This window comes from Acidovorax delafieldii (genome assembly GCF_007993815.1).
Lineage (GTDB): Bacteria > Pseudomonadota > Gammaproteobacteria > Burkholderiales > Burkholderiaceae_C > Acidovorax > Acidovorax delafieldii.
In genome coordinates, this window is record NZ_VJWE01000015.1 from 301,789 (window position 1) to 315,074 (window position 13,286).

At 64.0% G+C, this 13,286-nt stretch carries 17 protein-coding genes; 11 read left to right on the forward strand and 6 right to left on the reverse strand.

Annotation, left to right across the window (positions count from 1 at the left end; all coding sequences use genetic code 11):
- Window positions 1-86 precede the first annotated feature (86 nt).
- Window positions 87-593 carry a pantetheine-phosphate adenylyltransferase gene (gene coaD / locus ATF69_RS17275; RefSeq protein WP_056065946.1) on the forward strand — a complete coding sequence of 169 codons (507 nt, stop codon included), beginning with the start codon at window positions 87-89 and terminating at the stop codon, window positions 591-593.
- Between the two features lie 112 nt (window positions 594-705).
- Here the strand turns inward: coaD and ATF69_RS17280 are convergent, their stop codons facing one another.
- Window positions 706-1,644 (reverse strand): LysR family transcriptional regulator, encoded by a 939-nt coding sequence (locus tag ATF69_RS17280; protein WP_244303756.1) that lies wholly within the window; start codon window positions 1,642-1,644, stop codon window positions 706-708.
- A gap of 122 nt (window positions 1,645-1,766) precedes the next feature.
- On the opposite strand from ATF69_RS17280, the gene lysA reads away from it, so the two are divergent.
- Complete coding sequence (gene lysA / locus ATF69_RS17285; RefSeq protein WP_146871743.1) at window positions 1,767-3,011, forward strand: diaminopimelate decarboxylase; 1,245 nt, start codon at window positions 1,767-1,769, stop codon at window positions 3,009-3,011.
- A gap of 329 nt (window positions 3,012-3,340) precedes the next feature.
- Here lysA and ATF69_RS17290 read toward each other — a convergent pair whose 3' ends face one another.
- The 4 genes from ATF69_RS17290 to ATF69_RS17305 all read right to left on the reverse strand — a co-directional run bounded on the left by ATF69_RS17290 (window position 3,341) and on the right by ATF69_RS17305 (window position 5,717).
- On the reverse strand, window positions 3,341-4,354 hold the full coding sequence (locus ATF69_RS17290; RefSeq protein WP_146871744.1) for an NAD(P)H-dependent glycerol-3-phosphate dehydrogenase: 1,014 nt from the start codon (window positions 4,352-4,354) through the stop codon (window positions 3,341-3,343).
- Between the two features lie 52 nt (window positions 4,355-4,406).
- Window positions 4,407-4,865 carry a protein-export chaperone SecB gene (gene secB / locus ATF69_RS17295; protein ID WP_056746795.1) on the reverse strand — a complete coding sequence of 153 codons (459 nt, stop codon included), beginning with the start codon at window positions 4,863-4,865 and terminating at the stop codon, window positions 4,407-4,409.
- A 108-nt stretch (window positions 4,866-4,973) separates the two neighbouring features.
- Complete coding sequence (gene grxC / locus ATF69_RS17300) at window positions 4,974-5,231, reverse strand: glutaredoxin 3 (protein WP_015015481.1); 258 nt, start codon at window positions 5,229-5,231, stop codon at window positions 4,974-4,976.
- Between the two features lie 78 nt (window positions 5,232-5,309).
- A complete protein-coding gene (locus ATF69_RS17305; RefSeq protein ID WP_060985050.1) occupies window positions 5,310-5,717 on the reverse strand; it encodes a rhodanese-like domain-containing protein in 408 nt (135 codons plus the stop codon).
- An 87-nt stretch (window positions 5,718-5,804) separates the two neighbouring features.
- On the opposite strand from ATF69_RS17305, the gene gpmA reads away from it, so the two are divergent.
- From gpmA to ATF69_RS17325, 4 genes are all read left to right on the forward strand, one after another.
- Window positions 5,805-6,548: a 2,3-diphosphoglycerate-dependent phosphoglycerate mutase gene (gene gpmA / locus ATF69_RS17310; RefSeq protein WP_015015479.1), complete on the forward strand. Its 744-nt coding sequence runs from the start codon at window positions 5,805-5,807 to the stop codon at window positions 6,546-6,548.
- 122 nt (window positions 6,549-6,670) lie between these two features.
- The gene (locus tag ATF69_RS17315; RefSeq protein ID WP_056065928.1) at window positions 6,671-8,107 is read left to right on the forward strand and encodes a S41 family peptidase; all 1,437 of its coding nucleotides are present in this window, start codon (window positions 6,671-6,673) and stop codon (window positions 8,105-8,107) included.
- A gap of 105 nt (window positions 8,108-8,212) precedes the next feature.
- A complete protein-coding gene (locus ATF69_RS17320; RefSeq protein ID WP_146871745.1) occupies window positions 8,213-8,962 on the forward strand; it encodes a HesA/MoeB/ThiF family protein in 750 nt (249 codons plus the stop codon).
- Between the two features lie 112 nt (window positions 8,963-9,074).
- A complete protein-coding gene (locus ATF69_RS17325) occupies window positions 9,075-9,512 on the forward strand; it encodes a response regulator (RefSeq protein WP_056746976.1) in 438 nt (145 codons plus the stop codon).
- A gap of 125 nt (window positions 9,513-9,637) precedes the next feature.
- Here the strand turns inward: ATF69_RS17325 and ATF69_RS17330 are convergent, their stop codons facing one another.
- Window positions 9,638-10,270, reverse strand: coding sequence for a response regulator (locus tag ATF69_RS17330; protein WP_056065924.1), 633 nt, complete (start codon window positions 10,268-10,270; stop codon window positions 9,638-9,640).
- Here ATF69_RS17330 and ATF69_RS23425 point away from each other — a divergent pair.
- The 5 genes from ATF69_RS23425 to ATF69_RS17350 all read left to right on the forward strand — a co-directional run bounded on the left by ATF69_RS23425 (window position 10,263) and on the right by ATF69_RS17350 (window position 13,261).
- A complete protein-coding gene (locus ATF69_RS23425) occupies window positions 10,263-10,388 on the forward strand; it encodes a hypothetical protein (protein ID WP_255356923.1) in 126 nt (41 codons plus the stop codon). The genes ATF69_RS17330 and ATF69_RS23425 overlap by 8 nt on opposite strands.
- Window positions 10,389-10,392: 4 nt before the next feature.
- Window positions 10,393-11,799 carry a sensor histidine kinase gene (locus ATF69_RS17335; RefSeq protein WP_146871747.1) on the forward strand — a complete coding sequence of 469 codons (1,407 nt, stop codon included), beginning with the start codon at window positions 10,393-10,395 and terminating at the stop codon, window positions 11,797-11,799.
- Between the two features lie 338 nt (window positions 11,800-12,137).
- Complete coding sequence (locus tag ATF69_RS17340) at window positions 12,138-12,302, forward strand: DUF1328 domain-containing protein (RefSeq protein WP_010463174.1); 165 nt, start codon at window positions 12,138-12,140, stop codon at window positions 12,300-12,302.
- A gap of 78 nt (window positions 12,303-12,380) precedes the next feature.
- Window positions 12,381-12,773: a hypothetical protein gene (locus tag ATF69_RS17345; protein ID WP_056065917.1), complete on the forward strand. Its 393-nt coding sequence runs from the start codon at window positions 12,381-12,383 to the stop codon at window positions 12,771-12,773.
- Window positions 12,774-12,943: 170 nt separating this feature from the next.
- Entirely contained in the window at window positions 12,944-13,261 is a 318-nt protein-coding gene (locus ATF69_RS17350) for a BON domain-containing protein (protein WP_056066545.1), read from the forward strand.
- Window positions 13,262-13,286: the final 25 nt, after the last annotated feature.

Consider the following 13,286-nt stretch of genomic DNA (forward strand, 5'->3'; position numbering starts at 1 on the left):
ATGCGCGCACGCGGCCCGGCGGGCCCTGCGGGGAGCGCCCCGGGGGCCGGGGCCAACGTCAATCGCCAGACAGGAGACAACCAGCCATGGCCCAGAACGTGCTCGCCGTGTACCCCGGAACCTTTGACCCCATCACGCTGGGCCATGAAGACGTGGTGCGCAGGGCCACCCAGTTGTTTGAACGTGTGATCGTGGCCGTGGCGGCGGGCCACCACAAGAAGACCCTGTTCTCGCTGGAAGAGCGCATCGAGATGGTGCGCGAGGCCGTGAAGATGTATCCCCAGGTGCAGGTCGAGCCCTTCTCGGGCCTGCTGCGCGACTTTGTGGTGTCGCGCGGCGGAAAGGCCATGGTGCGTGGCCTGCGCGCCGTGACCGATTTTGACTACGAGTTCCAGCTGGCAGGCATGAACCGCAGCCTGATGCCCCAGGTGGAAACCGTGTTCCTGACCCCCAGCGACAAGTACCAGTTCATCAGCAGCACCTTTGTGCGCGAGATTGCGGTGCTGGGTGGTGAGGTGACCAAGTTCGTGTCGCCCTCCGTCGAAGAGCGGCTGGCGGTCAAGGTGCGCAGCCTGGCGGCGCCGGGCGGCTGAGGAAACTGTCCGGAACGCGCAAGGAGCCACGGTTGTGGCTCCTTTGTGCCGATAGCGCTAGTGCAATATGCCTTGGCTGCTATCAAAATCATAATTTGTAGATCCTGTTACATCAGTCCATGGCGGGCGGCAGCTGCGTTGCAATGGCCTGGGCCTGCGCGCGCAGGGCCTCCAGCATGGGCACCGCCTCGGGCAAGGGCGGGCGGTACAGTGGCAGCAGCGCCGTCACGCTGAACGGGATGGAAAACGCCAGCCGCCGCAGCACCAGCCGCTCGCTGGCGGCGGCCAGGGCGGTGACCGGGTTGACGATGGCGATGCCCAGGCCCTGCTCGACCATGGCGCACACCGCGGCGGCACTATGGGTTTCCACGCGCAGCGTGCGCTCTACGCCCGCCTCGGCAAACCGGGCGTCGATCAGGCGGCGGTAGGGGTCGTCGGCCGAGAGGCTTACAAAGAATTCACCGGCAAAGTCGCCGAGTTGCAGCACCGGCTGGCGTGCCAAAGCGTGGTGGGCGGGCAGCACAGCCACCTCGTCCAGGGTCAGCAGCACCTCGGCCCGTGTGCCCGGCGGGGCGGTGGTCTGTTCGCACAGGCCCAGATCAAACCGCTGGGCGCTCATCCATTCTTCGAGCAGGGGCGATTCCTGCGGTGTGACGGACAAGCGTGCCTCGGTGTGCGCCTGCATCAGCCGTGCCGCTGCACCCGGCAGCAGTGCATGGGCCAGCGCGGGCAGGCAAAGCACCGACAGTTGCACGGCCCCCGACCGGCCCAGGGCCACGGCCCGGTCCACCACGCGCTCCAGCCCCTGCCACGAGCGCTGCACCTCGTCCCACAGCGCCAGCGCCCGGGCGTTGGGGCGCAGTCGGCCTTGCACGCGCTCGAACAGGGCATAGCCCAGCAGCGATTCGAGCCGCGCCAGCTCGCGGCTCACGGTGGGTTGCGAGCTGTGCAGCAGGTCGGCTGCCCCGGTGGCGCTACCTGCGGTCATCACGGCGCGGAAGACCTCGATGTGGCGGTGGGTGATGCGGTGGGCCAGGGGGGGCTCGGTCATGCCAGTCATGTGCAGAGCATATCCATATTGAATGGATGGCGTAAATCAAAGCATTCGACTGAATACATGGATGGCGGCATCATCCGCGCATCGTTCTCGCCTTCTGCCTTTGGAGCTTCCCCATGTCCAACCCTTTCTCCCCCGCCCAGCTCTGGGCCCTGGCCGACCAGTTCGGCACCCCGCTATGGGTGTATGACGCGGCCACCATCCGCCAGCGCATTGCGCAGGTGTCCAATTTCGAGACCATCCGTTTTGCGCAAAAGGCCTGCTCCAACATCCATATCCTGAAGCTCATGCGCGAGCAGGGCGTGAAGGTGGATGCCGTTTCGCGCGGCGAGATCCTGCGTGCGCTGGCGGCGGGCTATGTGGCGGGTGGCGAGCCTTCGGAGATCGTCTTCACCGCCGACCTGTTCGACGCCGCCACGTTGGACTGCGTGGTGGAGCACGGCGTGCCCGTGAACGCAGGCTCCATCGACATGCTGCACCAGCTGGGCGCGCGTTCGCCCGGCCATGCGGTGTGGCTGCGCATCAACCCCGGCTTTGGCCACGGCCACAGCAACAAGACGAACACGGGTGGCGAGCACAGCAAACACGGCATCTGGCACACCGACCTGCCTGCGGCGCTGGATGCGATCAAGCAGCATGGCCTGAAGCTGGTGGGCCTGCACATGCACATTGGCTCGGGTGTGGATTACAGCCACCTGCAGGAAGTGTGTGGCGCCATGGTCAACCTGGTGCGCACGGCGCATGCGGCAGGGCATGACCTGCACGCCATCTCCGCCGGTGGTGGCCTGTCCATCCCCTACCGCAGCGGCGACCCCGTGGTCGACACGCAGCATTACCACGGCCTGTGGGACGCCGCGCGCCAGCAGGCCGAGGCCATCGTGGGCCACAAGCTCGGCCTGGAGATCGAGCCCGGCCGCTTCCTGGTTGCCGAATCGGGCGTGCTGCTGGGCCAGGTGCGCGCCACCAAGAACGCGGGCAACAACCACTTTGTGCTGGTTGATACCGGCTTCAACGAACTCATGCGCCCGTCCATGTACGGCAGCTACCACGCCATGAGCGTGCTGCGGCGTGATGGCTCCACGGCGGCCGAACACCCCACGGTGGTGGCGGGCCCGCTGTGCGAGTCGGGCGACGTGTTCACCCAGGGCGACGGCGGCGTGGTGCTGCCGCGCGACCTGCCCGCCGCGCAGGTGGGCGATCTGCTGGTGATCCACGACACGGGTGCGTACGGCGCCAGCATGTCCTCCAACTACAACACGCGGCCTTTGATTGCCGAGGTGCTCGTGGATGGCGGCAAGGCCCGCCTGATCCGCCGCCGCCAGACGGTGGACGAGCTGCTGGCGCTGGAGTTGGGGCTGTAAGCCAGGCCGCAGCGCTGCTCAGGGGCGCCGCGGGCCGAGCCGGCAAGAGGTGCGGGTAGGTGAGGGCCTACGGGTTTGGGGTGCAAAGCCGGACAAGCACCAGCCGGGGTGAGAAATACAGTGAAACCACCTGAACTTCTCACCTTTCAAGGAGATCCCCATGCCTCTCATTGCCTGGCTACTTGGCGTCCCGCTGTCGGTTGTGCTGCTGCTGATGCTGTTTGGGGTGTTTTGAATCCACCCGCGGAGCGCATGGCATCAGCGCCACCAAACAAAAGACCCCTGTGGAATTCCGCAGGGGCCTTTTGTTTTGGGCATCACTATTGGGGTCACATCAGCTCGGACGCGGGCCCGCGCCCCATCAGCGTGACGACCGCATCGGCCGGCGTGAGCTGACCATCCAGCAGCGCCACCACCGCGCGGGTGATGGGCATGTCCACCCCCAGCACTGCCGCCCGCTGCGCTACGGTGCGGGCGCTGTAGACACCCTCGGCCACATGGCCCAGCGACTCGACGGCCTGTGGCAGGGTTTTGCCCTCGGCCAGCAGCATGCCTACGCGCCGGTTGCGCGACAGGTCGCCCGTGGCGGTCAGCACCAGGTCCCCCAGGCCCGACAGGCCCATGAAGGTGTCGGGCCGCGCACCCAGCGCCAGACCCAGCCGCGTCATCTCGGCCAGGCCGCGCGTGATGAGTGCGGCGCGGGCGTTCAGCCCCAGCGCCAGCCCGTCGCACAGGCCGGTGGCAATGGCCAGCACGTTCTTCACCGCGCCACCCACCTCCACGCCCACGATGTCCTCGTTGGCATACACGCGCACGCTCGGGCTGTGGAAGGCGCTGACCAGCGCATCACGCACCTGCGCATGGGGGCTGGCTGCCACCAGCGCGGTCGGCTGGCCCAGCGCCACTTCTTGCGCAAAGCTGGGGCCGCTAAACACGCCTGCTATCAGTTCAGGAGCTACCAGGGCTTGTACTTCATGCGCCAGCAGCCCAAAAGATGTGGAATTGCCAGCGGTTGCAGCCTCAAAGCCCTTGCACAGCCAGGCCACAGGGGCAGCGCAGCCATGCAAGGCCTGCAGCATGCCGCGCAAAGCCGCCATGGGCGTGGCCACGATGACGAGGTCGGCCCCGGTCCACAGCGCAGCAAAGTCGCCATGGGCCAGAGTGAGGGAGGGGGGGAGGGTGATGCCGGGCAGGTAACGCGCGTTTTGCCGCTGCGTCTGCATCTGGGCCGCCTGGGCGGCATCGCGCGCCCACAAGGTGACGGCATGGCCTGCGGGGTGCTGGGCGGCACTCATGGCCACCGCTGTCCCCCAGGCTCCAGCGCCCAATACTATGATTTTCATAGCTGTATGCGCTTATTCATCCAGCACTACAGGCATAAATGCCTGTAAATGCTTACTGCGTGATGATGGGCGATGCCTGGCCGGCGGCCTGGGCTTGCTGTTGCTCGTACATGGCCTGGAAGTTGATTTCGGCCAGGTGCACGGGCGGGAAGCCAGCGCGGTTGATCACGTCGGCCACATTGCCGCGCAGGTAGGGGTACACGATCTGGGGGCAGGCGATGCCCATGATGGGGCCCATCTGGTCTTCGGGCACGTTGCGGATTTCGAAGATGCCGGCTTGCTTGGCTTCGACCAGGAACACAGTCTTGTCCTTGATCTTGGTCTGCACGGTGGCGGTCACAGCCACTTCAAAGATGCCTTCGGCCACGGGGGTGGCTTCCACGCCCAGCTGGATGTCCACGCTGGGTTGCTCTTGTTCGAGCAGGATGGCGGGGGAGTTGGGCTGCTCCAGCGACAGGTCCTTGAGGTAGACGCGCTGGATCTGGAACACGGGGTTTTCTTGGTCGGCCATGGTGAAGTCTCTTTGCTCTTACGAAATTGCTAGCAAAACAAAACCCGCCGGGGAGCAGCTCCCGCAGCGGGCACATGGGGCTGCATTATGCAGCGCCCAGAGAGGGGGTCAGGCGCCGAGCAAGGGCATCAGCTCGCCACGGCTGTCCAGCGCCACCAGATCGTCGTGGCCACCCACATGGGTGTCGCCGATGTAGATCTGCGGCACCGTGCGGCGGCCGGTGATTTCCATCATGTGGCTGCGCGCGGCGGGGTCTGTGTCGATGCGGATCTCCTCGATCTGCTCCACACCCTTGGACTTGAGGATCTGCTTGGCCCGGATGCAATAGGGGCAGACGGCGGTGGTGTACATCTTCACGGGTTGCATGGCGAACCTTCCTCTTTCTTCCTGTGGGACTGAAAAACCAGTCGCAAGACTAGCGCTGACCGAATAACTAGGGGCGGATCAGGCTTTTTCCACAGGCAGGCTGGCTTCGCGCCAGGCCTTCATGCCACCAGCGAGTGCCTGGGCGTTGTCGTAGCCCAGTTTTTTGGCAATGGCGACGGCGCGGTTGGCGCGTGCGCCGCTCGCACACACCAGCACCACGGGCAGGGCCTTGTTCTTGACCACGGCGGGCAGGCGCTCTTCGAGCTGGGACACGGGCACGTTCTTGGCGCCAGTCACGTGGCCGGTGGCGAATTCCTCGGCTTCGCATACGTCGATGACCACCGCTTTTTCGCGGTTGATGAGCTGCACGGCGCGTGCTGGCGTCAGCGAACCGCCACTGGCGTTCTTGAGGACCGGCCACAGCAACATGCTGCCCGAAGCCAGTGCAACGAGGAACAGATACCAGTTATCAATAATGAATTTCACGAAGCTTCCTTGGGTTGGCGAACAGCGTAATTCTAGAATGCTGGGTTTTGGCCCGCATTTTTTTGACCTGCCTTTCCTGGGGAAACCATGTACAAGCTCGTTCTGATCCGCCACGGCGAATCCACCTGGAACCTTGAAAACCGCTTTACCGGCTGGACCGATGTGGACCTCACGCCCACCGGTGTCTCCCAGGCCATGTCGGCCGGCAAGCTGCTCAAGGCCGAGGGCTACGAGTTCGATCTGGCGTTCACCAGCGTGCTCAAGCGCGCCATCCACACCCTCTGGTACACGCTGGACGAAATGGACTGCACCTGGCTGCCCGTGGTCAAGGACTGGCGCCTGAACGAGCGCCACTACGGCGCCCTGCAGGGCCTGAACAAGGCCGACATGGCCAAACAGTACGGCGACGAGCAGGTGCTCGTATGGCGCCGCAGCTATGACACGCCCCCGCCAGCGCTGGAAGCCACCGACCCTCGCAGCGAGCGTGGTGACCGCCGCTACGCTGGGGTGGCTGCGGAGAATGTGCCCCTGACCGAGTGCCTGAAAGACACCGTGGCCCGCGTGCTGCCGTTCTGGAACGAGGCCATGGCGCCCGCCATTCGCTCGGGCAAGCGGGTGGTGGTGGCTGCGCATGGCAACTCCATCCGCGCGCTGGTGAAGTACCTGGACAACATCTCCGAGACCGACATCGTGGGTCTGAACATTCCCAACGGGATTCCACTGGTATACGAGCTCGACGCCGACCTCAAGCCCATCCGTCACTACTATCTGGGCGATGCCGAAGCGGCGGCCAAGGCCGCAGCCGCCGTGGCATCGCAGGGCAAAGCGTAAATCGCAGGTAAAGAGCGGGGAAAACCCCGCTTATCCCCGCCAAAGTGAGCATCCATGCGGAACTGCGGCGGATTTGGCCCTTCCAAGGTGTATATTGGTTTCGAAGCGGTAAAAGGTGTTGTATGGGCCACAAACTCAAGATTGCAGGATGGGTATCGGTAGGCGTGGTGGCGGGTGCGCTCACCACGGTGTCACTGCAAACGGTGGCGCGTGGCGCCATGACGCCGTTGCCGCTCGAAGAAATCCAGCAGTTGTCCGCCGTGTTCGGCCTGGTCAAGACCGATTACGTCGAGCCGGTCGATGACAAGAAGCTCATCACCGACGCCATCTCCGGCATGGTCTCCAGCCTGGATCCGCACTCGCAGTACTTCGACAAGAAGTCCTTCAAGGAATTCCGCGAGGGCACTTCCGGCCGCTTCGTGGGCGTGGGCATCGAGATCACGCAGGAAGACGGCCTGATCAAGATCGTGTCGCCCATCGAAGGCTCGCCTGCCTTCCGCGCCGGCCTCAAGACCAACGACCTGATCACCAAGATCGACGAAACCGCCGTCAAGGGCCTGGCGCTGAATGACGCCGTCAAGCGCATGCGCGGCGAGCCCAGCACCAAGGTCACCCTCACCATCTTCCGCAAGGACGAGAACCGCACGTTCCCCGTCACCATCACGCGCGAAGAGATCAAGACCCAGTCCGTGAAGGGCAAGGTGATCGAGCCCGGTTACGCCTGGATCCGCCTGTCGCAATTCCAGGAGCGCACGGTGGATGACTTTGTGCGCAAGGTGGAAGAGGTCTACAAGCAGGAGCCCAACCTCAAGGGCCTGGTGCTGGACCTGCGCAACGACCCCGGCGGCCTGCTGGATGCAGCCGTGGCAATTTCTGCGGCTTTCCTGCCCGAGAACGTGACGGTGGTCACCACCAATGGCCAGCTGGCCGACAGCAAGGCCACTTACAAGGCTGCCCCCGACTACTACCAGCGCCGCGGCGGCGGTGATCCGCTCAAACGCCTTCCCGCGTCCCTCAAGGCGGTGCCGCTGGTGGTGCTGGTCAACGAAGGCTCTGCCTCCGCCAGCGAGATCGTGGCTGGCGCGCTGCAGGACCACAAGCGCGCCACCATCATGGGCAGCCAGACCTTCGGCAAGGGCTCGGTGCAGACCGTGCGTCCGCTGGGGCCTGACACGGGCATCAAGCTGACCACCGCCCGCTATTACACGCCGAGTGGCAAGTCGATCCAGGCCAAGGGTATCGTGCCCGACGTGATGATTGACGAGTCGGAAGAGGGCAACATCTTTGCCGCCTTGCGCATGCGCGAGGCAGATCTGGACAAGCACTTGAACAGCGGCCAGGGTGAAGAGAAGAAGGACGAAGCCCGTGAAAAGGCCCGTGAGGAAGCCCGCAAGCGCATGGAAGAAGAAGCCAAGAAGCCTGCGGCCGACCGCAAGGTGCCCGAATTCGGTTCGGACAAGGACTTCCAGCTGGTGCAGGCCCTCAACCAGCTCAAGGGTCGCCCTGTCCTGGTCAGCAAGACGCTGACAGAGCGCAAGGAAGAAAAGAAAGAGAATTGAGCCTTTCGCGCTCTGACCCCGGGCTGGATTTCGCGAGGAATCCAGCCTTTTTCATGTCCGCCTTTTTCACCGTTGATTTTTTGGCCGCTGCAGGCCCGCCTTCCCATGACCGATGACCAGCTCCTGCGCTATTCCCGCCACATCCTGCTCGACGAGGTGGGCATCGAGGGGCAGGAGCAGGTGTTGGAAGCCCATGCTCTCATCATCGGCGCTGGCGGGTTGGGATCGCCCGCTGCGCTGTACTTGGCGTCCGCCGGTGTGGGCCACATCACACTCGTCGATGACGATGTGGTGGACCTGACCAACCTGCAGCGCCAGATTGCGCACACCACCGCGCGCGTGGGCAGTCCCAAGGTCCAGTCGGCGGCGCAGGCCATGGCCGACATCAACCCCGAGGTGCAGGTCATCGCACTGCAGGCCCGGGTGGATGCGGCGGCTCTCGACAGTCTGGTGTGCGATGCCACAGTGGTACTCGACTGCAGTGATAACTATGCGACCCGCCAGGCGGTCAATGCCGCCTGTGTGCGTCACAACAAACCCTTGGTGGCGGGGGCTGTGATCCAGTTCGATGGGCAGATCACGGTGATGGACCCGCGCGATGCGCAGTCGCCTTGTTATGCCTGCATCTTCCCGCCGGATGCGGAGTTTGAAGAAGTCCGCTGCTCCACGATGGGTGTATTTGCTCCGCTGGTGGGTGTGGTGGGTGCGATGCAGGCAGCCGAGGCGCTCAAGCTCATAGCGGGCGTGGGGCAGTCGCTGGCGGGGCGGCTGCTGATGCTCGATGGCCGGGCCATGGAGTGGAGCACCATGCGCGTTCAGCGCCAGGCCCATTGCAAGGTGTGTGTTGCGCGGTAGGATTTTTCCTACATGGCCAGCGTGTTGTGGCTGGCAGAATCCGGCGCATGGAAGCCTTAAATTCAAGGCTAGGACAGCGTGACCCGCACTGTCCGTACACATGGACCCGCCCGTGAAACTGCGCACCTACATTGTTGAAGACAACGCGACCATCCGCGAGAACCTGATCGGAACTCTGGAGGAGTTGGCGTCTGTAGAAGCGGTGGGCGTGGCAGAAACTGAAGACGACGGTACGAACTGGTTGTCGTCGCACCCTGAGGAATGGGACTTGGCCATCGTGGATCTGTTCTTGCGCCAGGGTAGCGGATTGGGTGTGCTGGCCGCCTGCCGCACGCGGCGGCCCGGCCAAAAAATGGTGGTGCTCAGTAATTACGCCACGCCGGATGTGCGCATGCGCTGTGCGCAGCTGGGTGTGGATGCCGTGTTTGACAAATCCAACGAGATCGACGCGTTGGTGGACTACTGCGTACAGCACAGCAGCCCGGCCCACAGGCTGGAGGCCGGTAGCGGCGGCGGTGTGTCTGCCGCATCATCGGGCGCATCCCAGTGACACAACCCGCCGCCGCGTGCGTGGGTGCATGCGGCAGTCGGGGTGCTTCTTTTTCCTTCTTTTTCAGCGCAAAAGCAAGACCTGCCCACGCCCGCCAGCGCCGGGCTCTGGCCAAGTCCTGGATGTCAGTCGATCAGGCGATTTTTGAGCGCGTAGTAGGTCAGGTCGCTGTTGGACGAGAGGCTCATCTTTTCCATCAGGCGTGTGCGGTACGTGCTCACCGTTTTCACGCTCAGCGACAACGACTTGGCGATATCGCCCGCCGTCTCTCCCTTGGCCAGCTTCAGGAACACCTGGAACTCTCGCTCAGACAGCTGCTCGTGCGGTGGCGCATCGTCCTTGCGGTTGAGTTGCTGTGCCAGCAGTTCGGCCACGGCAGGCGTCAGGTAGCGGCGGCCCAGAGCAATGGTGCGAATGGCCTCCACGATCTCCGACGGTTCGCACTCCTTGTTCAGGTAACCACTGGCACCCTGACGGATCAGGTTGATCGCGTAGTGTTCTTCAGGGTAGCCACTCAGGATCAGGATGCCCATGTCGGGCGCCTTGGCGCGCAGCATGGCCAGCGCGTCCAGCCCGCTTTGGCCAGGCATCGACAGGTCCATCAGCAGCACATCGATTTCCTTGTTGCGCACCAGGTCGATGGCCTCGCGGCCGTTGGCGGCCTCGCCTTCCACCCGCAAGTCCACGTGCTCGGACAAGAACTGCCGCAGCCCGGAACGAACAATCGCGTGGTCATCCACAATGCCAATCTTGATCATTGATGCTTCTTTCGAGGCGGCAGCAAAGGTGCTGCCGGTGTGTATTGAAGTCCAGGCGCTCGGCATGTGGTTGCATGGCTGGCGCACCTGGCAGGTAACGGGTCATTATCCAGAATAAGCGTATGAATCTCCAAGAAAACACCCGGCGTTGGTTACCAAAAGTCCGACAGATGGCCTTGAGCCTGCCCATGGCGCTGTTGGCGGCCATGGTGCTGGTGGGCATCAATGAAACGGGGCACATGCGTTCGCAGGACGCGGTGGAACAACTGGCCCAGGGGCTGACCACGCGGGCCGATGTGAACAAGCTGCTGCAAAGCATGCTGGATGCCGAAACCGGCCAGCGGGGTTATCTGCTCACGGGCAACGAGACCTACCTGGAACCGTATGACAAGGCCGTAGCGACCGTGCAGACCAACCTGGATCGCCTGCGCAACCAGTTCATGGCGTCGCCCGAGGACATGCAGGAGTTTGCGTTGCTGTCGCGGCAGATCTCGCGCAAGCTGGCTGAGATGGAGCTGAGCCTGCGCCTGCGCCGCCAGGGCAACGAAGACGCATGGAAGTTCATTCTGAACACGGATGTGGGCAAGGAGCACATGGAGGCGATCCGGCAGCACGCGCAAGAGCTGATTGCCCGCAGCGACCAGCGCCTGCAACAGGGGCGCGAGCAGATCGAGCAGTCGCTGATGCTGTCGCGCATCGGCATTGCCACTGTCACTGCCATTGGCCTGCTGGCGTTCTACATGTACCTGCGCCAGACGCAGGCGGTTCAGACCGTCAACCTGCGCGAGCAAGAGGTGCTGGAGCGTGAGCGCGACCGCCTGGAAGGGCTGGTGCGCGACCGCACGGCCACGCTGTCCGAATTGGCCAACCACTTGCAGGAGGTGCGCGAAGAAGAACGGGGCCATCTGGCGCGGGAACTGCACGACGAGCTGGGCGCGCTGCTGACGGCTGCCAAGCTGGATGTGGCGCGCCTCAAATCCAAGATCGATGCCACTGCGCCCGACATTGCCGAGCGCCTCAAGCACCTCACCGAAACGCTCAACAGCGGCATTGCGCTCAAGCGTCGCATCATCGAAGACCTGCGACCGTCGTCGCTGTCGAACCTGGGGCTTACGGCCGCGCTGGAGATCCTGACACGTGAATACGCCGAGCGCGCAGGGATTGAAGTTGAGACCAGTCTGGAGGCCGTTCAACTGCCCGACGCAGCGCAGCTCACGGTGTATCGCATGGTGCAAGAGGCGCTGACCAACATCGGCAAGTACGCCAAGGCCAGCAAGGTGCTGGTGTCTGTGCACGGCTACCCCACGCATGTGGCGGTGCAGGTGCGCGACGATGGTGTGGGTTTCGACCCTGGCACCGTGCGCCCCACTTCGCACGGCTTGGCTGGCATGCGCCACCGGGTCGAGGCAGCGGGCGGGCGTCTCACGCTCACTTCGCGGCCTGGCAATGGCACCTTGTTGTCGGCCGTGCTGCCGCTGCCGCGCACCTCGTCAGAGCCGCGCCGCAACGCCGCTGCGCACGACGCCTGAGGCATACGCCGCCTTCTTCCTGCGTCTCCCTCATTCCCTGCATTGCGTGGCGCAGCGCATGCAGGCCTCCGTGCGACACCTGCTGGCTGTGGGGACGCCACGCCCGGAGCCAGCGTCCCGTCGTGGCGTACCTGCGCTGCAGCCGCTTGTGCGCGCTACCGTGCGCCCGGTCCGGCCAGTGCGCGCCGTCCTACATGACCCCCACTGCGCCGCCGACATGGGCGCGCGCCGCGCACCGGCATCCAGGGCACAGGGAGATACCTACAGTTGGTTCCAGGCGTTGAGGTTTTGGCGCCACCCGATCTGCCGGCAAGCCGGCCACCCATAAGGAGATGGAAATGTTGCACTACGCAGTTGTTTTTCTGGTGATCGCGCTGATTGCAGCCCTCTTCGGTTTTGGCGGTATTGCTGCCGGTGCCGTGGGCATTGCGAAGATTCTGTTCTTTGTGTTCGTGATCATGGCTGTCGTCACCTTTGTGCTGGGGCTCCTGAAAAAGGGGTGAGTCAGGCCGCAACGCCTGGACTGCTGCCCTTCACCCCCTCCCGCATCCCCTGTACCCCATACCCCAAGGAGTTTCCCCATGAGCCTTCAGACTGCTACCGACAAAGTGACCCACGGTGTTCGCAACCTGGCCGATGACGTGCTGCAAAGCGCGCAGGACGCAGTGCAGACCACCCGGGCTGCCGCTGACCAGTCGCTGGACAAGGCCGAAGAAAGCGTGCGCGCCCTGCGCCGCCAGACCGACCCGGCGATTGATGACCTGGCAGCCCGTGCACAGGACCTTGCTGCCCGCAGCATCGACTACTGCGCCGAGACCAGCGCGCGTGCACGCCGTCAGATCCAGCAGGCAGCCGAAGTCACCGGCAAGTATGTGGCCGAGCAGCCCGGCAAGTCGCTGGTCATCGCCGCCGCATCGGGGGCTTTGCTGGCCACCGTGGCGATGTGGATGTCCCGCCGGCGCAATGCATACTGAGGGCTAGCACACCGGTGTTTGCACGCCGGTGCCTTGCCCGCAGCGCCTGGCTATGCGCCAGCGCTGTCCTTTTTCCCACAGTCCGCCGGTCGCGGAGGGTGCAACAGACCGGTGGACTGAACATGTCCCAGCACCCGCGTTCCCAACCATTCTTGAACAAGGAAAACACCATGAAATACGCACGTGCCCTCGCTTTTGCCGCAGTTGCCGGTATCACCATCGTCACAGCCACCGGTTGCTCGGTGGCCCGCGAACAGCAAACAGTTGGCTCCTATGTGGATGACGCTGGCATCACCACCGCCGTGAAGGCCAAGATGGCCGAAGACAAGAACGTGTCTGCCACCTCCATCAGCGTGGAAACGCTCAATGGCACGGTGCAGCTGTCGGGCTTTGCCAAGTCGCAGGCTGAAAAGAACCAGGCCGAAAACATTGCGCGCAACACCAAGCATGTGCGCGAAGTGCGCAACAGCATCGTTGTGCGGCCCTGACCGGTAGGGCTGACGCCCTGCACCC